The 19,962-nt window shown below is 40.2% G+C and carries 13 protein-coding genes and 1 tRNA gene; 6 read left to right on the top strand and 8 right to left on the bottom strand.

Going from position 1 to position 19,962, the window contains the following annotated elements; translation table 11 throughout:
• Window positions 1-9 precede the first annotated feature (9 nt).
• The 6 genes from prpB to AACH28_RS00335 all read right to left on the bottom strand — a co-directional run bounded on the left by prpB (window position 10) and on the right by AACH28_RS00335 (window position 10,238).
• Window positions 10-885, bottom strand: a complete 876-nt coding sequence (gene prpB / locus AACH28_RS00360; RefSeq protein WP_341831900.1) for a methylisocitrate lyase — start codon at window positions 883-885, stop codon at window positions 10-12.
• A gap of 433 nt (window positions 886-1,318) precedes the next feature.
• Entirely contained in the window at window positions 1,319-2,830 is a 1,512-nt protein-coding gene (locus AACH28_RS00355) for a SusD/RagB family nutrient-binding outer membrane lipoprotein (RefSeq protein ID WP_341831899.1), read from the bottom strand.
• A gap of 46 nt (window positions 2,831-2,876) precedes the next feature.
• Window positions 2,877-6,110 (bottom strand): SusC/RagA family TonB-linked outer membrane protein, encoded by a 3,234-nt coding sequence (locus AACH28_RS00350; protein WP_341831898.1) that lies wholly within the window; start codon window positions 6,108-6,110, stop codon window positions 2,877-2,879.
• A gap of 271 nt (window positions 6,111-6,381) precedes the next feature.
• Window positions 6,382-7,005, bottom strand: coding sequence for a peptide chain release factor H (gene prfH / locus AACH28_RS00345; RefSeq protein ID WP_341831897.1), 624 nt, complete (start codon window positions 7,003-7,005; stop codon window positions 6,382-6,384).
• 4 nt (window positions 7,006-7,009) lie between these two features.
• A complete protein-coding gene (locus AACH28_RS00340; RefSeq protein WP_341831896.1) occupies window positions 7,010-8,401 on the bottom strand; it encodes an RtcB family protein in 1,392 nt (463 codons plus the stop codon).
• Between the two features lie 523 nt (window positions 8,402-8,924).
• Entirely contained in the window at window positions 8,925-10,238 is a 1,314-nt protein-coding gene (locus AACH28_RS00335; protein WP_341831895.1) for a PDZ domain-containing protein, read from the bottom strand.
• A 605-nt stretch (window positions 10,239-10,843) separates the two neighbouring features.
• On the opposite strand from AACH28_RS00335, the gene AACH28_RS00330 reads away from it, so the two are divergent.
• The 4 genes from AACH28_RS00330 (at window position 10,844) to AACH28_RS00315 (ending at window position 13,610) form a co-directional block, all read left to right on the top strand.
• Complete coding sequence (locus AACH28_RS00330; RefSeq protein ID WP_286767917.1) at window positions 10,844-11,197, top strand: transposase; 354 nt, start codon at window positions 10,844-10,846, stop codon at window positions 11,195-11,197.
• Entirely contained in the window at window positions 11,190-12,173 is a 984-nt protein-coding gene (locus AACH28_RS00325; RefSeq protein ID WP_313262116.1) for a transposase, read from the top strand. The genes AACH28_RS00330 and AACH28_RS00325 overlap by 8 nt, the downstream gene beginning before the upstream one ends.
• A 107-nt stretch (window positions 12,174-12,280) precedes the next feature.
• On the top strand, window positions 12,281-12,634 hold the full coding sequence (locus AACH28_RS00320; protein WP_286767917.1) for a transposase: 354 nt from the start codon (window positions 12,281-12,283) through the stop codon (window positions 12,632-12,634).
• Window positions 12,627-13,610, top strand: coding sequence for a transposase (locus AACH28_RS00315; protein ID WP_286767918.1), 984 nt, complete (start codon window positions 12,627-12,629; stop codon window positions 13,608-13,610). The genes AACH28_RS00320 and AACH28_RS00315 overlap by 8 nt, the downstream gene beginning before the upstream one ends.
• A gap of 139 nt (window positions 13,611-13,749) precedes the next feature.
• On the opposite strand, the gene AACH28_RS00310 is transcribed toward AACH28_RS00315, so the two are convergent.
• Together AACH28_RS00310 and AACH28_RS00305 are read right to left on the bottom strand one after the other, a co-directional pair.
• Window positions 13,750-13,829: transfer RNA gene (locus AACH28_RS00310), tRNA-Leu, on the bottom strand.
• Between the two features lie 114 nt (window positions 13,830-13,943).
• A complete protein-coding gene (locus AACH28_RS00305) occupies window positions 13,944-14,681 on the bottom strand; it encodes an SIMPL domain-containing protein (RefSeq protein WP_075993180.1) in 738 nt (245 codons plus the stop codon).
• Between the two features lie 94 nt (window positions 14,682-14,775).
• Between AACH28_RS00305 and AACH28_RS00300 the strand changes: the two genes are divergently transcribed.
• Window positions 14,776-17,595 (top strand): prolyl oligopeptidase family serine peptidase, encoded by a 2,820-nt coding sequence (locus AACH28_RS00300; RefSeq protein WP_341831894.1) that lies wholly within the window; start codon window positions 14,776-14,778, stop codon window positions 17,593-17,595.
• A gap of 175 nt (window positions 17,596-17,770) precedes the next feature.
• Complete coding sequence (locus AACH28_RS00295; protein WP_088162032.1) at window positions 17,771-19,960, top strand: glutamine synthetase III; 2,190 nt, start codon at window positions 17,771-17,773, stop codon at window positions 19,958-19,960.
• Window positions 19,961-19,962: the final 2 nt, after the last annotated feature.

Genomic DNA, 19,962 nt, shown 5'->3' with positions numbered 1-19,962 from the left:
TGAATATAATTATTTGTTAAACAATTGATCCAATCGATTTTCATAGGCATAATAATCGATACTTCTGTATAACTCTTCTCTCGTCTGCATGTCGTCGATTACATTAACCTGCCCGCCGTCTTCCCGAATATGACGATAAACATTTGTAGCCGCTTTATTAGCGGCGCGGAAAGCAGAGAGTGGGTAAAGAACAATAGAAACATCGGCTTGACGTAGTTCATTCAGGCTAAACAACGGTGTTTGTCCAAATTCGGTGATATTCGCCAAAATGGGAAGGCCAGTTGCTGCACTAAATTGAACGTATTGCTCCAGATGATGTACTGCTTCAGCAAAAATAAAGTCCGCTCCAGCTTCTTTATAAGCCACCGCTCTTTCCAAAGCAAGTTCAAGGCCTTCAGAAGCAAGTGCATCCGTACGTGCACCAATGGCAAAATGCTCGTCCGTTCGTGCATCCACGGCCGCCTTTAGGCGGTCAACCATTTCAGATCGCGAGACGAGCTCTTTCCCAGGCCGGTGACCACAACGTTTAGCCCCCACCTGATCCTCCATGTGAACTGCCGCCGCGCCCACTTTAATTAAAGACTTTATTGTACGTGCCACATTGAATGCCGAAGGACCGAAGCCAGTATCAATATCCACCAGCAAAGGAAGCTTACACACATTTGTAATGCGATCCACATCAATCAAAACATCCTGAAGTGTTGTAATCCCAAGATCTGGAATTCCAAGTGAACCTGCTGCAACACCGCCTCCAGAAAGATAAATAGCTTTAAAACCAGCCTGCTCAGCCAAAAGCGCATGATTAGCATTAATCGCTCCAACAATTTGTAATGGTTTTTCATTCTTGATCGCTTCCTTAAAAAGGAAGCCCGGGGATTTTATCATAATATCGAATTTGAAATTCCAAGCCCTATAACCTCCTTTAGATGCAGGTTACAGCGACTACTTAAGTTTACTTAGTCTGAAGGAATTCTTTTGAGGCCCTTCCTCTTAAAGATACTAATTATCACCGCAATAAAACAAATTATTTTCTACATTAAAGGTCAATAACAGAAGAAAATACGGTAATAGCCCCTATTAATTATAAATAAATTATTTCAGTGGTAAAGCTTCCCCTCAGTCTGCTAAATGGCCTTACAACCGTGTACTATTTTTTCTAAGGGAGGATACATGATCAATTAAAAAGCCTCAGCTTTTGATGTTGAGGCTCTATCCGAAATGTTAACAGGACTCCTTGCTACAAAGGGTAGCAAAATGTTATCTAAACGAGTAAAAAAAAGCGGGATCTTTCGATACCCGCTCAATAAAGCATTTTAAACTAGTTTTTACCGTTATTTTTAGCCCACCATAAGCGTTTTCCCCAATTATAATCCATAGTCCCTGCTGCTGCTGCTGTAACGTTATCCGTATTATATAGGTATTCATTATTCGGATAAGGCAGTCGAAATGGTTGATCTGTATGTGGAGTTGCTGAATTTTGAATTTTTGAAGGATAGTTGGTGCTAGGAATTCCCGTCCTTCTATACAAACTCCAGGCTTCAAAATTTTCTTTAAATAAAGCGACCCACATATCCCAATAGATACGATCCTTTGTTCCATCAAATTTTCCCGCTCCGGCTAGATAAGCATTCACAGCTGATTCAGCAACCTCATTATCTTCCATAGAAAGCCTAACGGCTGTTTCATAGGCTGCTTTAGCCGTAATTCCAACATTATAACCTAATAATGCGGCTTCCGCCAACATATAATAAGTTTCACAGGCTTTATAAAAAGGTACTGCCCCAGCAGGATTATTGATGTAATGTAATCCAATCCATGAAATTGACGTTGATGGCGAAGGATTGGTTAACGAACCATTAACAAATCCAACATATTTACCGGCATTATTTTTCTGAGCGATCGACTCAATCCGAGGGTCGTTCGTTTCCGTTAAATGATTGATAAAAATATCGAACATTCCCCAGTTATTGATGCGTTTACCGTAAATACCAGACTCATACCAAGGCTCCATATAGGGCAGTGTTCCAGGGAAAAACATTTGACAACTTTCCGAATTGGTTTCAATGATTGGATATTTCGTCTTATTTCCAGCAATTTCTTCAATCGTAGATTTAGCCAAAGCCGGGGCAACAGAAGAAATACGTATTGCCATCCGTAAGCGCAGCGAATTACAAAACTTCTGCCACCTTAACATTTGTGTTTTTACATCTGGACTACCACTATTAGCCTGTCCATAGATCACGTCATAGTTACCAACATCATCCGTTCCAATACCAGCGGCCAACTCATCAGCAATGGATTTAAGATCCGCCAATACTGCAGGAAAAACGTCCTCCTGTTTATCGTATTTGGCTTTCAATACCGAACCATCTTCTGGCCGACCTTTAAATGCCTCTGAATATGGAATATCACCCCATCCGTCCAATAAATAGGACCACATATAGTTATTCCAAATTCTTGCTATAGCCCTAGTATTTTTATACCCTTCAGCTTTATCATCTGTCTTTTTAAGCAAGTCTTTCATTTGGGTGATATTATAATAACAAGCGGCCCAACGATTGCCATAAGTATTATTTGTCGGAATCAATCCACTCAGGTTATCGGGATATTGAATTTTGACAATATATCCAGCAAATGTACCATAACCATCAACGTCGCCACCAAATTGGTCTCCAGCATTTCGCATCACGTTGACCAACATATTTTGTGGTGGAACATCATTTAATGCATCCGGATCGGTATTAATTTTCTCAAAATTCTTGGTACAACCTGTCACCAAAAGAACGGCTAATAAAGGCGTGTATTTTAATTTTTTAATAAAAGTATTCATAATCATAATTTTTTGAGGGTTCTATATCTTAAACTCTATCTGTCGATTAAAATGTAAAACCAAGTTTAAGACCTATACTTCTTGAGTTTGGAACACTGGCTTGCTCAAATCCTACACCTCTAGAATCGCTAGATACACCTCCGCCTTCCGGATCTAATCGCATCGTATTCGATTTATGCACCCAAAGCAACGCTAAATTGGTTCCTGTAACAGAGATATTAGCACGCTTAATCCCCTTTATTTTACTATACAAATGTTTGGGTAAATTATAAGAAATATAGGCCTCTCTTAATTTCAGAAAAGAACCATCAAAAACATACATTTGGGCAATGCCTCCATTTTCATACCAGTCTTGTGCTGAAGTCTCAATGGTATTTGCAACCCAGCCTCCTTTTCCGTCCGACATTGCAAACCTTTCGTTTTTCATCACGTCACGACCGGCAAGAATAGCACGTTCACGAATGCCATCTGCAGCAGTAATTTCCGCTATACCCGTCGCATAACCATGGGACATTGTTTGTGACCAAATATCTCCCCCCTTACGGAAATCGAGCATAAAGCCGAATCTAAAATCTTTAAAGGTGAAGTCATTACGCATCGAAGCCAAGAAGTCCGGCACAGCATTACCAATCACTTGACCATCAAGTGGTGTAGAAACCAGACCGTTGGAACCCACTTTAATAGCACCTTTCATCGGTCCATCTGTTACACGATCATAACCTGGCCCTACCAAACTACCCCAAGGATGCCCAACAGAAGCCATATTGGAAATACCCCAAGTCCAACCCTGCCTCAAATCATCCAAGCCTAATTCCGGGTAAAGTTCTATAATCTTATTTTTATCTTTTGAAAAGTTGACAGTCGTTGTCCAATTTAACCCATCTTCACGCTTCAGGATATCACCGCGTAATTGAACTTCAATCCCCTTGCTCCGAATTTCTCCGGCATTTAAGAAGATACTGCTAAACCCAACCACATTGGAGGTAGGTACAGAAAGTAATTGTTTTTTATTTACTTTTTGATAATAGGTAAGGTCCAAATGAAGACGGTCTTTGAATAAACCCAGCTCAGTACCAATTTCATAAGAAGTAATGGCTTCAGGTTCTAGGCCTTCAATCGCATAGACCATGCTTTTATACATTTGCGCCAGGTTATTATAAGCGTCTGTTTGTGCATAATAATAGTTTCCATTTTGATAAGGTTGTGTAGCGTTACCCACTTTCACCAGATTAAATCGCATTTTCCAAAAATTCAAATAATCACTTTTCAGACCTTCAAATGAAGCTGTTGGGATCCAGCTTAAACTTGCCGAAGGATAGAAAAAGGATTTCTTTAACGTTGAAGACCAGTCGTTCCGTGCGGTCAAATCTAAATACAATTGATCTTTCCAGCCCAAATTAGCCTGTCCATATACCGAATTAGAGCGGCCTTTTGAATGGTCCATAAAGGTGTAAGCATCACCAATTTTATTCGAAATGGTATAGACACCCAATACATTTAATCCTTTTGCGCCTATTGTATTTGTTTCAAATTGATAATCCCGGTAGTTGGCACCCAAAATACCGGTTAAACTCAGATCGCCAAATTGTTTATTAAAATTTGCAATAAAATCTGCATTAAAATCAGAATTGCTATTTTTTATTTCATTGAACTTACCATCTTGGTTATCAAAGTTAAAATACGTCGTTTCAAACATATGGGTATTATAGTAATCCAATCCTACACGCCCCTCGAATTTTAAAAAATCAAAAGGTTGATAATATAAGGAGGTCTTACCGAAAACACGATTCATCTTCATTGCATTGCGCGATTCGTGCATCGTATAAAAAGGATTCATATGGTAAGCGGAATTCCAATTGTAATAGGTATAATTCCCTTGTGCATCTTTTTGATCCCAATTTTTTTTCAGGTCCTGCATATCCACCTGACGGCCAAACCAGATCAGGCCATTCATTGGATTGGCAGCATCATATCCCTGCGTGACCAAATTGTTACTTTCTGTACGCGTAAAATTACTCATGATATCATAAGATACTTTATCACTGACCTTATATTCATTGTTCAGCTGCGCGGTATATTTTTTCTGATCTGTATTGGGAACCGTTCCCTTTTGATCCCTAAAGGAAATAGATGCGCGTGTAGACGATCGATCTGATTTGGAAAGTAATGAAACATTATGGTTTTGAGAAAAACCGGTTTGAAAGAACTCTCTAACATTGTTTTTATGTGAATTCCATGGGGTTGCCTGGCGTACACCATTCACAACCGGACTGTTAAACTGTGGTATCAACAAGCCAATGTCCATGCGAGGACCCCAAGATTCATCGATATTATCATTAACCCCAATGTTTCCTGTACCATCAACATAACTGAATGAATTCTGCGTTACATAATCCTGATAGGACAGATTTCCACCAAATTTCTTAAAACTGTATTCATCCCCACGTGATCCCTGACCGTATAAATTTTGGTACTTCGGTAAATTGGCCGCCCTGTCGATGGAAAAATTTCCGTCGTACGAAATCTGCACTCCGTTTTCGGCGCGTTTTCCAGATTTTGTCGTAATCATAATAACGCCTGTACCAGCACGCATACCATATAATGCTGCAGCCCCACCTTTCAGTACGTTGATGCTTTCGATATCATCTGGATTAATGTCGTTTAAACCCGAACCGTAATCCACCCCAGTATACGTATTATCACCACTACGCTGAGAATTATTTGTAATAGGAATACCGTCCACTACAATAAGCGGCTGCTGATTTGCCTGCAACGATGTATTTCCACGAATTGAAATACGCGCTGAAGAACCTATCGCTCCACCAAATTGGTTCACCTGTACACCTGCAACTTTACCCGCCAATGCTCCTGTTAGGCTATGTTGCCCGGCATCTGTCAATTCTTTCGCTTTGACCTCCTGCGTGGCATAACCCAGGGATTTTTTCTCTCTTGTGATACCTAATGCGGTAACCACGACTTCATCTAAATTCTCTGCTGAAGATTCTAATGTAACGTTTAAATTCGTTTGATTATTCAGTTGAAACTGCTTGGATTTGTAACCAACTGCAGTGACATTTAAAACTCCTCCACCTGTATATGTTAATGAAAATCCACCATCAATTCCTGTCTGCGTGCCGGCACCGCCTCGAATGGTTACCGATACTCCCGGTATTGGTTTGCCGTCCTGATCCAACACTTTGCCTTTAAGTGCTGTTTGGGCATAAAGCGCAGAACATACTAGTATATTGGATGCTAGTATTGCAATACTTCTTTTGTTCATAAGCTAGTCTCTGTTAGTTAGTTTAAAATGCTTTTATAAAATCTAATTTATGCAAATGTTAAAACAGAGCTCGCTATGATATTGACCAATATTACCCATATTTTAACCTCAAATGTTAAAATATTACAACCTCCAAACAATAAACCCATATCACCCAGCTTGAACAAACAAACCACAAGCACCTATTAAACAAGACAATACCACTAAAAAAACAAACCCTTGCCAACATATTGACAAGGGTTTTCGCTTCAGTAAAAACAATACAAATTACTTAATTTTCAATAAATTTCTGTCCAACAAACACCCGTTTCGCCTGTCCCCGCGCCACCTCGATTTGGTTTTTCCATTTTTCTTCTTTGGCTGTATTTAACTCAACACTTTCCAAATCCCGCAGACGTGCAGCCAAGCGCAGCATTGCGATCTCTTTATTCTGCAATTGTGATCTCGTATCCATCACCTGAACACTTATCCCTGTCGGAGCATGCGTCGCTCTAACGCCAGAACTTACTTTATTGACATGCTGTCCACCTGCACCGCTACTTCGCATCGTTTGGAAATTTACATCCTTCACATCCAACACCTTTTTCTTTTCACCCGGATGATACGTTTTAACTTCGACAAACCAATTCTTCCGTTTGTGTAAAGGACGAAAAGGGCTTTTACACACCCAACAGATTGTACCAATCCAATGATCAATCAATTGATCCATATCTTTTCCTCTCAATCTGACGATTAACGAACAAGGAAGTCCATCCACTTCTTCTTTTTCTATTTCCGTGACCTCAACTCCTACTCTACTACATTCAGAAGAGATTCTGTCGACTACCAACCTAACGGCCATATTACATTCCTTAGGACCTCGTCCCGAAGAAATTTGTAAATACCTTTCATTCATAACCTTATTTGTCCATACGTACAATCTTCGGACTGAACGTTCCGAGAACAGTTACCAACTCCTGCTGTAATTTCATCACCCGATGAATATCTTTATACGCACGGGGTGATTCATCCAATGCGCCGCCAATCAATTCCACACCATGTACTTCCAGATCTTTCAGCATAGCGCTTTTTGTCAAATTATTTTTGCAGGCAGATCTCGACATGACACGCCCCGCTCCATGGGAAGCAGACTGTAAACTTAAGGGGTTTCCCGTTCCCTCCACAATGAACCCTGGTGCTGTCATCGAGCCGGGAATCACCCCCAGCACGCCCTTGCCTGCAGGTGTTGCTCCCTTCCGATGAACGATGCATTCCTCCCCATTCACAAATTCCTTCCATGCGAAATTATGATGATTTTCGATCTTTACCACGGGATTACAGCCAAGTGCTTTCGCCAAACGTCGGTGGATGTCTGCATGACAGGCCTGGGCATACTCTCCAGCCAAATTCATTGCCATCCAGTATTCTTGTCCTTCTTGGCTTGCTAAATCCAACCAGGCCAAATGTTGGACATGACGCGGTAATGGACATTGTTGCGCCGCAAGGCTTGTGTAATGCTTAGCGATATTCGCCCCCAAACCCCGAGAGCCACTATGGGATAAGATCCCCAAGTACTGTCCTGGATTTATCCCCCATTCCTCCCGCACGGTCTGAAGCTCAACAATGCCCAATTCGACAAAGTGATTTCCACTACCAGAAGTCCCAAATTGTCTGTAAGCTTTACCCAACAGGGATTTTAATAGTGGGATTTCCTGAAATTCAGTTCTACTGAAAACAACATGGTCATGCTTATCACGATGTGTGTCATTTAAACCAAATTTGGTATTTTCCTTCAATATATTTTTCAGTTGGAATTCCCTTCCTTTGAAATAACTGCCTGGTAAATCGAATATCGACAGGCTCATCCGACAACCAATATCTACGCCTACACCATACGGTATAACGGCATTTTCTGTGGCCAGTACTCCGCCGATGGGAAGTCCGTACCCTGTATGTGCATCCGGCATCAGTGCACCTTGCCTTGAAATAGGCAATCTCAGTGCATCATACAACTGTCTTTTTGCCTTCTCATCAATTTCATTTTCACCAAATATGCTAAATGGAGCACAATGTGAATGAAGCTCCTGCATGCGTACTTCAACAGGTTTAACAAGTCCTTCAGAGACCTTTCCCCATATTTTATGCCCCATAAATCGCTCCGGAGCTTCTATCAATTCAGTAAGTTCAAGAAGAATGTTTTCTTTATTTTCCTTCTTTCGATACCTTGTGATCAGCCCTAAAGCTGTATTAACTATATTATTTTGTGGAAAACCTATTTTTACTAGATCTTTTCCCGCTAATTTACTTCCCATCTTTATAAAAAATATAAATAATTAGCCATCAATTTCCTCTTGGAAATCGGCAGCCTTTTTGAAAAAATTTCGGGAATATTCTTTTGGGGATTACGATTCTATTAAGCATTTTTTCTTAATGCACAGTCAATTACTCCTATAGAGTCGAACGCACCTGTTTTTCAAAAACGCTGCAGCCCTGAAGAGCTTTGAATAGCTAAATAGAAACGAAAATCCGGAAAATTAAAAAGCCCGAATGAACTTCGGCTTTTTCATCTGTATAAATTGGTTTTTCAAAAGAAGTAAAGCGACCTGATTATTCACTCCAGCGGATTGAACAGACACGATGCGCTCCTATTTCGAAGAATATCTTAAATAGGACGAAAAGCACGAAGATTGCTTTCGGCAAATCCATTTGCCTTAAAAGCTTGCTGTGTTATTATTCTAGCGACCAACATATCTTTTCGTGTATAAATTATTAAAATAGTATTATCAAGTGCAAATATAAGCAAGTTCAGTTTAAAATGGAAAAATTCGCAAAAATTTAATCCGAGTTAAATGGAAGCGGATCCTTTAACACAAATTTAAAATCGAGTGTTTTCTCGCCTCTGGTCACTCGAAAATGCATTTCCTTTCCCTCTTCTGATTTAAAAAGATTGTGAATTGACTCCAGGGAAAATGACGATGCAGCTCTACCATTGATCCGTACAACCTTATCTCCAGGCATTAGTCCTGCGATTGCCGCAGGCGAAGCATCACGAACGGTCGCAATTTTGTACATATTTCGAAGTACAAAGCGATACTGTACGCTGTTACCCATTCTTACCTCTGTACCACCATCTTTTTGCAAAACGACGGGTATTTCTTCTTTTTCGTATTTAATGCCATCATGTATAATCTCCAAGCCACTCATATTCAGATAATAAAAGCGGTCAAAATCTTTATTCTTATGAAGATATATCGACTTGTTGGGATAATCAAATACGACTTTAAATCGGCGCAACAACTCGTTGCCAATGGAACCTATCCTACCACTTACAAATGTTGCATGCTGTAACGAGCTCAGCTCAGGATATGCCACAAGCGGGTAATTCATTGTAAATGGCCCAAGTTCGAGCGATCGGATTCGATTTCTCTTTCCATAAATCTCACCGTTAAACCCCTGCCCTATGTAGTCATCGATAAATGGGGGTTTAATATCAAAATTGTTTAATTTAGAAGGAATAAGCATCAAAGCATCGCTATTTCCCATATCGATCAATACACGACCATCAATAGAAACATCCCCCTGTTTAAAAGCAACCGAAGTATAGGGACGACTATTTAAAATATCCAGCGGCAAACGCTGCATCTTGTCAAGTCCCTTGGGCCGGTTCGCCTTGGCATATAAGGTAATACGATGTTTTTGAAAATCCATTTCCATCATTTGGTTTTCAAAAAAGCGACTTCCCATAATTCCATTAACTTCCACGCCTATCCGGGTAGAGATATCAATATGCGCATTTTGAAGAATATAGATCGGTTGGTCTAAATCTTCATATACCCCAGCAATATTCACCTGATTATGTATGGATAAATAGCCATCCAACCCCTCTTCCCTGCCCAGTCCCTGAAATTTATTAACAAAAACAGCGCTATCAATTGACTTTAATGTTTCGCCAAATATCATGGTTTCTTTAACCCCCGTATCCAACAGGAAGTTCATCATATATCCATTTACCTGTACAGGTATAATCACCAGGTTATGTACGAAAAGAAAAGGAATTTTAACATTCTTTTTTCCGTTTAAGACAAACCCCACTTGCCCATGAGTAATGAAAAAACACAGCAGTGCCAGCGATAAAAAAACTGTTTTCATCCAAGTTTATATTTGGTATTTCCAATTTAAACAAGAATATTCAGATTAAAGAACGTTTATAAAAAAAAGCCCATTTCTTATTGCCATTTCGACGGTAGTTAATTTATCCTTCTTATCTACAAGTCTGGTTCAAGATTACACCTACTTTACCGTTTCTGTGCTATTTCTTTGCTGTTTTATTGCTGTTTTATTGTTAAAATACCAAAGAAACACCAAAGAAACGGCAAAGAAACGGCAAACGAATACCGAGGAAGGTCTAATGAAAGTAGCTACAATAAGCGAAGAAACAGCAAAGAACAAGCAATAGCTGCAGCAACTTAGAATCAAGTAGTGACCAAATTAGATCTTAAGACAGTGCTTATTCAGTGCTTGCTCAGTGCTCGTTCAGTGATTGTTCAGTGATCATTCAGTGCAAATTGAATAAGCACTGAATGATCACTGTCTAAAGATTGATTGAAAATTGTTATTAGATATAAATTGATATTAGGATGTATCTGTTTTAGTACCTACCTTGATTAGTTATAATCCGGAACTTGGGATCAAGCTGAATTCTTGGGGGGAATGTCAAAAATTTCTTAGTTTAGCATCCTTAATACAGATATCCCTTGCAAGAAGCCGAACGTAAATTACTGTCCCTATTGATGCCCGAAGGGCTATTGGAATACTTTCAGATTTTAGAAGTCGATCAGGTTGACAATCAGCTCCACATTTATTTAGATGAGCTTAATATTGCTCCGACAGGCTATCAGAACAGCAAGTTGGAGTCAAAGGGCTTCATGCCTTCCACTGAGATTTCAGACTTTCCCATTCGAGGCCAGAAAGTTACGCTACATATCCGCCGTCGTCGCTGGACGGTCCTGGATACCGGAGAGATCATCACAAGAGATTGGAATCTGGTGCGTGAGGGTGCTCGAATGACTACGGAATTCGGGCTTTTTTTAAAGAAGATATTTGGATAATCATCCTGTAAGCGCCCAATTGGTAGGTCTGTTCTTCCAAATGGACGGTAAGCAACTACAGGATCAATACAAGAACCATCTCAGTGACTTCCAGGACTGGGACCAAAAGCCACACGCAGAGCAATGGACCCTTTTTCCTGATAACATATCGGAACACCTGAGCATCGATGAGACCAGCTTTAGCAACGGTGAACTTTACACGATCGTAAGCAGTAAATCAGCAAAGGGCAGGAAGGGAACCATATTGGCTACCATAAGAGGGACAAAGGCGGAAGATATTATTGCTGTATTAGAGCGCATTCCACTTAAACTAAGGAACAAAGTTAGGGAAGTAACGATGGATATGGCCCCCAATATGGCAAAGGCTATCCGTAGGTGTTTCAGAAATGCCAGAAGGGTTATCGATCGGTTTCATGTACAAAAACTTGCTTATGATGCTGTTCAGGAACTCCGTATCAAATACCGATGGGAAGTCTTAGATGCAGAAAGCAAAAAAATAATGGAATCGCGAAAACGGGGTATCCCATATGACCCCGAGTTGTTGCCTAATGGTGATACGCTCAAACAGCTATTAGCTAGGTCGAGACACCTCCTGTTCAAGCATCCAAGTCGATGGTCGGAAAGCCAAAAACGCCGTGCAGAACTGCTGTTCATCAGGTTTCCCAAGCTAAAACAGGCTTATGATCTTGGAGTTGCCTTAGGTGACATCTTCAATAAATGCAGGGATAAAAAAGTTGCTTTCACAAAGTTAGGACTGTGGCACAACCAGGTTGAGAACGCGGGTATTGCTTCATTCGAGAGTGTCGCAAGATCCATTGCAGCACATCATCAATACATTCTCCACTACTTCGACAATAGAAGCACCAATGCATCCGCAAAGTCCTTCAATGCAAAACTCAAAGCTTTCAGGAGCGTCTTCCGTGGAGTAAGGGATACAACATTCTTCCTGTACAGAGTGATGAAATTGTATGCTTAAAAATGATTACCCCCCAAACTTTCGGTATGATCCGATCCGGATCAAGCTGAATTCTTGGGGGGAATGTCAAAAATTTCTTAGTTTAGCATCCTTAATACAGATATCCCTTGCAAGAAGCCGAACGTAAATTACTGTCCCTATTGATGCCCGAAGGGCTATTGGAATACTTTCAGATTTTAGAAGTCGATCAGGTTGACAATCAGCTCCACATTTATTTAGATGAGCTTAATATTGCTCCGACAGGCTATCAGAACAGCAAGTTGGAGTCAAAGGGCTTCATGCCTTCCACTGAGATTTCAGACTTTCCCATTCGAGGCCAGAAAGTTACGCTACATATCCGCCGTCGTCGCTGGACGGTCCTGGATACCGGAGAGATCATCACAAGAGATTGGAATCTGGTGCGTGAGGGTGCTCGAATGACTACGGAATTCGGGCTTTTTTTAAAGAAGATATTTGGATAATCATCCTGTAAGCGCCCAATTGGTAGGTCTGTTCTTCCAAATGGACGGTAAGCAACTACAGGATCAATACAAGAACCATCTCAGTGACTTCCAGGACTGGGACCAAAAGCCACACGCAGAGCAATGGACCCTTTTTCCTGATAACATATCGGAACACCTGAGCATCGATGAGACCAGCTTTAGCAACGGTGAACTTTACACGATCGTAAGCAGTAAATCAGCAAAGGGCAGGAAGGGAACCATATTGGCTACCATAAGAGGGACAAAGGCGGAAGATATTATTGCTGTATTAGAGCGCATTCCACTTAAACTAAGGAACAAAGTTAGGGAAGTAACGATGGATATGGCCCCCAATATGGCAAAGGCTATCCGTAGGTGTTTCAGAAATGCCAGAAGGGTTATCGATCGGTTTCATGTACAAAAACTTGCTTATGATGCTGTTCAGGAACTCCGTATCAAATACCGATGGGAAGTCTTAGATGCAGAAAGCAAAAAAATAATGGAATCGCGAAAACGGGGTATCCCATATGACCCCGAGTTGTTGCCTAATGGTGATACGCTCAAACAGCTATTAGCTAGGTCGAGACACCTCCTGTTCAAGCATCCAAGTCGATGGTCGGAAAGCCAAAAACGCCGTGCAGAACTGCTGTTCATCAGGTTTCCCAAGCTAAAACAGGCTTATGATCTTGGAGTTGCCTTAGGTGACATCTTCAATAAATGCAGGGATAAAAAAGTTGCTTTCACAAAGTTAGGACTGTGGCACAACCAGGTTGAGAACGCGGGTATTGCTTCATTCGAGAGTGTCGCAAGATCCATTGCAGCACATCATCAATACATTCTCCACTACTTCGACAATAGAAGCACCAATGCATCCGCAGAGTCCTTCAATGCAAAACTCAAAGCTTTCAGGAGCGTCTTCCGTGGAGTAAGGGATACAACATTCTTCCTGTACAGAGTGATGAAATTGTATGCTTAAAAATGATTACCCCCCAAACTTTCGGTATGATCCCATGATCCCAACTTTTGTACATGATCCTATGATCCGCAATCTTCAGGTCAGATGCAACATAGGCGCACAAAAAAAGCCTCTTTACAGTAAGTAAAGAGGCTTTTAGTACCCGGAGCCGGAGTCGAACCGGCACGGTTTCCCACTGGTGTTTGAGACCAGCGCGTCTACCAATTCCGCCATCCGGGCATATCCGTTTGGGATGATGCAAAAGTAGGTTTTTTATTGAAAAGGAGAAAACTTTTTGAACAAATTTTCAATGAAAACCAATATAGAACTGAAATTCAGTCGAATAATTTTTCATTAGTTACTCAAAAAACTTGCTTTAACCGTGATATTAGCTGTTTTTTTTCTCGAGCTTGTATTAAATGCACCGCCAGAAGAGTACTCTTCATTGTCGTTTTGTCCTGTTATCTGAAAAATTCCGAGATCGGCCTTTACCAGATTACCTAATCCGGCATTCGATTCCTTTGCAATATTGTCTGCACGTTGATGTGCATTTTTTGAAGCCTGTGAAATAAGTTCCAATTTCAGATCCTCTAGCTTGGAGTAATAATAATTGGGGGTGCTGGAGCTAAGTTCTATCCCTTTGGAAATTAATGTCGATATTTCTCGTGAGGCATTGTCCACTTTATTTAAGTCTTTTGATTCGACACTTACGGCCTGCGATAAGGTATAACCGGAAAAAGTATTATAACCATTCCCCTTTCCATCTGTATGATATTCGAAATCTTTGGCAATATTAACGGCCTCGAAACGGATCTCGTCGGCTTTAACCCCCTGTTGTACTAAAAAATCCCGCACCAAATCACGATCAGTGGCCAATTGTGCTGAAGCGGCACTCAATTCATAATTCTTTCGGCTAAAAGTAGCACTCCATTTGACTAGATCGGATTCGAAATCTTTTTTGGCATTACCATTAACAGTGATTGTCTGCGTGGATTTAAACTTATAGCGATAAGCTGTACCCAATATCCAGGTGCCAAGCAGGAGCACAGCGCCCATTATAATCGAAATAATAACAGCGGATGATGATTTCATAACCAGTTTTTTATGTTTACGTAACAATGAATATACCAAAAAATCGATGTTTATTTATTTTTTATGAATAAATTGCGACAAAAAGGTTTAAAATATGAATAAGAAAATTATCTGTATTCCATTTTGTTTTCTGGCAGCATTCGCTGCCCATGCACAAAAGAAACCATTGGATCATACGGTATATGATAGTTGGCAAAGCGTATCATCGCCCTATATCAGTAAATCGGGAAAATTTGTCCTGTTCCAGGTCGTACCACAAGAAGGCGATAATCAGCTTTTTCTCAAAACCAAAGAAAACAAAGAACTCATTCAAATTCCCCGCGGATATAATGGAAAACTGACAGATACTGAAAACCATCTGCTAAGTTTGGTAAAAGCGCCATTTGCCGTAACCCGCGAAGCCAAAATCAAAAAGAAGAAAGCCGAAGAACTCCCAAAAGATTCATTGGCGATCTACAATTTAACGACTTCATCCCTTGTCAAATTTGCGCAGGTAAAATCCTACAAAATTGCCGATCAAAACAACAATTTCGTTTCTTTTCTTTTCGACAAGGAAATAAATGAAAAATCTGAAACAAAGACGGCCACTGATGCCCCATCAGCAAAGAAAAGCAGCGATAAAAAGAAAAAAACGGTTGCAACTCTTGCTTTATATGATTTAAATTCTGGTGATTCGGTACAATTTTCATCCGTAGACCAATACGAATGGAATAAAAACGGATCAAAAATTGTTTTTTCAAAAAAAACAGATTCTAAAGATAGCCTGTCAAAAGATTCTGGAGTCTACCTCTACGAAATAGCAACTAAAAAGCTCAAAAAGATATCAAATGGAAAGGGCAATTATAAAAATTTCAAATTTGATGAATCAGGCAATCAGCTCGCTTACCTAGGAGACCTCTCCAATGAAAAAGCATTGCTAAAAAACTATAATTTATATTACTATACAAATGGTATAGATACAGCCCAATACCTCGCAACAAAAACCAGCAATGGTATACCTAAAAACTGGGCCGTTAGTGGAGATGGGAATATCCGTTTCAGCAAAAATGGAGAGAAGTTATTTTTCGGCATAGCACCAATACCGCGTGTCAAAGACACCACTTTGGTTGATTTTGAGCATGCTAAAGTAGACGTTTGGAACTGGCAAGACGATTATTTACAACCCATGCAGTTGGTCAATTTAAAGAAAGACCTTGCAAGAAACTTCTTAGCGGTCACCTACCCCAAATACAACCGTAAAATTATCCCCCTGACGGATCAAACATTCAACTCCACCGCACTTACACCGGACGGAAATGAAGAGTATATCTTAGCGCGTACTGATTTTGGCAAGCGCATCGCAAGCCAATGGGAAGGTAGAACAAGAGATGACATCTATCTGGTTTCGACAAAAACAGGAAATAAAGAGTTAATCCTTTCAGACTTTTCGGGAAATGCAATCTTAAGTCCTGACGCAAAATACATCGTATATTTCGACCAAGATAAAGGAACCTGGAATTCCTATCAGGTTAGTTCAAAGAAAAAGACAGTTCTAAACGACGGTATACCTGCATCCTTTGCGGACGAAGAAAATGATATGCCTACCTCCGCACAAGGATACGGCATGGCAGCATGGAGCCCAGACTTTAAAGGGATTTACGTCAATTCGAGATATGATATCTGGTATTTTAACTTGGACGGTTCCAGCAAATCCATCTTGACGAACGGCTATGGAGCTGCATCACAGACAACTTTCCGCTACTTGCCTTTAAAAAGAGAAGAGGATCGCGAACAAGCCACAACACTCGACTATAAAAAGGGTGGTTTTCTAACGTCTTTTGACAATAAAACCAAAGAGTCTGGTTTCTACCAGTTCAAGGGACAGCATAGCGATCCTAAAAGTCTTTTGGTAGAGGCAAAAGCGTTCAAGAATATCAGCTCTTCTGCAGATCAACAAACGATCCTGTACAGTAAAGAGGATTATATGAATTCACCTAATATCTATACCAATACCATCAAGTTCAAAGACGAATTACAGCTATCCAATATTAACCCCCAACAGGCTAATTACAATTGGGGTACAGCAGAACTTGTTCATTGGACAACGCCTGAAGGAAATCAGGCTGAGGGAATTCTTTATAAACCAGAAAATTTTGATCCTGCAAAAAAATATCCCATTATAGCTTATTTCTATGAAAAGCTTTCCGATGGATTATATACATATCAACCTCCTGCTCCTACGCCATCACGTTTGAACATCCCCTATTTTGTAAGTAACGAATACCTTGTATTTGCACCAAATATAAGCTACAAAACAGGTCACCCTGGTCAATCAGCTGAAGAATACATCAATTCGGGGATGAGATACCTCGCTCAGAATGCCTGGGTTGATAGTACGAAGATGGGAATACAAGGTCAAAGTTGGGGCGGCTATCAAGTTGCTCACCTCATTACACGGACCAATATGTATGCTGCAGCTTGGACTGGTGCTCCTGTTGTCAACATGACATCTGCCTATGGCGGAATACGCTGGCAGACCGGTATGTCGCGTCAATTCCAATACGAACATACACAGAGCCGCATCGGAAAAACGCTATGGGAAGCTCCGGAACTGTACATCGAAAATTCACCTTTATTCCATTTAGATAAAGTTAAAACTCCTGTTGTCATTATGGCCAATGACAATGATGGGGCCGTGCCATGGTATCAAGGCATTGAAATGTTTACTGCATTGCGCCGATTAAACAAACCTGTATGGATGCTGAATTATAATGGTGACGAACATAACCTCATACTCCGACAAAACCGCAAGGATATACAAATTCGGGAACAGCAATTCTTCGATCATTTCCTAAAAGGTGCCCCCGCCCCTGCTTGGATGAAGAAAGGAGTACCTGCCACCGAAAAAGGAATAGACTGGGGATTCGAATTGTAATACAAAACAATAAAAAAGGTGTGATTTATACAAATCGCACCTTTTTTATTAGCCAAAAACCATAATTTTTGAATTATTTCACAAAAAACATCAAAAAAAATTTCAGTTTTCAATAAAAACACAATATTTTTGAAAAACAAAATCAACAAAACTGTAATTTAACTACAAAATACAAATGTCGAACCTAAGATTCAAAGCAGTAGAAGCAGCAGGCTCACGCCAAATTGCTTCATTTGAAAAAGTTGAAACTAAAAAAGCAACTGACATCTACGGAAAGAATGTTTTTTCCGTAAACAAAATGAAAGACTACCTTCCTAAAAATTCATACAAGGAGTTAGTTGCATCCATTGAAGAGGGACAGATTATTTCAAGAGATTTGGCTGAACACATTTCACAGGCCATGAAAACTTGGGCACTTAACCACGGCGTTTCTCACTACACACACTGGTTTCAACCGCTGACAGGTTCGACTGCTGAAAAACATGATGCTTTTTTTGAGCCAGACGAAAACGGTGAAGCAATTGAAAAATTTACAGCTGACGCATTAGTTCAACAAGAACCCGATGCATCTTCTTTCCCAAATGGTGGTATCCGTAATACGTTCGAAGCTAGAGGTTATACAGCTTGGGATCCATCTTCTCCTGCCTTCATTTACGAAACAGGCGCTGGTAAAACATTATGTATTCCAACAGTTTTTGTTTCCTATACGGGTGAATCATTAGACTATAAAGCTCCTTTATTGAAAGCGATCAACGCAGTAGATAAAGCTGCAACAGATGTTGCTCAATATTTTGATAAATCGGTCACTAAAGTAAACGCTTCTCTTGGTATTGAACAAGAGTATTTCTTGGTTGACCTTTCCTTATATAATGCTCGTCCAGATCTTCAGTTAACTGGCCGTACGTTATTTGGCCATATGTCGGCAAAAGGCCAACAATTGGAAGACCACTATTTTGGTGCTATTCCAGAGCGCGTATTAGCTTACATGGTGGATTTGGAAAATGAGGCTTTAAAATTAGGTATTCCTTTAAAGACTCGTCACAACGAAGTTGCACCTTCTCAATTTGAATGTGCTCCAATGTACGAAGAAATCAACTTGGCTATCGATCACAACCAATTGTTGATGAATGTCATGGAACAAGTTGCTTTAAGACACAACTTCAAAGTATTGTTGCATGAAAAACCATACTCCGGTGTCAACGGATCTGGTAAACACAACAACTGGTCTTTAATCACAAATACCGGTGTAAATTTATTATCTCCTGGAAAAACGCCTAAAAACAATTTGATGTTCTTGACTTTCTTTGTCAACACCATTAAAGCTGTTTATGAATATGCTGATTTGATGCGCGCTTCTATCGCTAGTGCAAGCAACGATCACCGCCTAGGTGCAAATGAGGCTCCACCAGCAATTATTTCAATTTTCTTAGGTTCTCAATTGGATGAGCTTTTGGAAGAAGTTGAATCTGCTCGTGTTGCTAAAAAAGTAAAAGCAGAGGCAAACTTATGGCATGGTATCCCTAAAGTTCCTGAGTTAAAATTGGACAATACAGACCGGAACCGTACCTCACCATTTGCTTTTACTGGTAACAAGTTTGAATTCCGTGCTGTTGGTTCTTCTGCAAACTCTGCTTTACCGATGACCGTGTTGAATGCAATCGTTGCAGCACAATTGATCGAGTTCAAAACGGAAGTAGATAAACAAATCAAAAAAGGCATTAAAAAGGATCTTGCGATCTTAAATGTTGTCCGCAAATACATCAAAGATTCAAAAGCAATCCGTTTCGAAGGCAATGGATATAGCGAAGAGTGGGAAAAAGAAGCTGAGGCACGTGGTCTTTCTAACATCAAATCTACGCCTAAAGCATTAGATGTTTATGTAAAAGAAGAATCTTTAGCCCTGTTTGAATCACTAGGTATTTATACCAAACGTGAATCAGAAGCTCGCCACGAAATCTTGCTTGAAAACTTCTATAAAAAATTACAGATTGAGGCACGTGTCATCGAAGAGATGGTTAACAACCAAATTGCTCCTGCATGTTTCATTTATCAAAACGAATTGATTGAAAACGTCAAAGGATTAAAAGACCTTGGTCTAGCGCAGGCAGCATTCAGCTCTCAATTGAACTTTGTAGAACGTATTTCAACACACGTAAATACCATTCTGGAGCAAGCTGAAGCAATGCGTCAGGAACGTAAAAAAGCAAACCAAATTGATGACGTACGTGAAAGATCAATCGCTTACGATGAATCGGTTAAACCATATTTCGATGTGATCCGTTATCATGTCAACAAATTGGAGAAAATTGTTGATGACAAAAAATGGCCTCTTCCAAAATTGAGAGAGATCTTATTTTTAAGTTAAGA

Origin of the sequence: Sphingobacterium thalpophilum, from assembly GCF_038396785.1 — a bacterium.
Taxonomy (GTDB): Bacteria; Bacteroidota; Bacteroidia; order Sphingobacteriales; family Sphingobacteriaceae; genus Sphingobacterium; species Sphingobacterium thalpophilum_A.
This window is presented reverse-complemented; position numbering and strand designations above follow the sequence as displayed.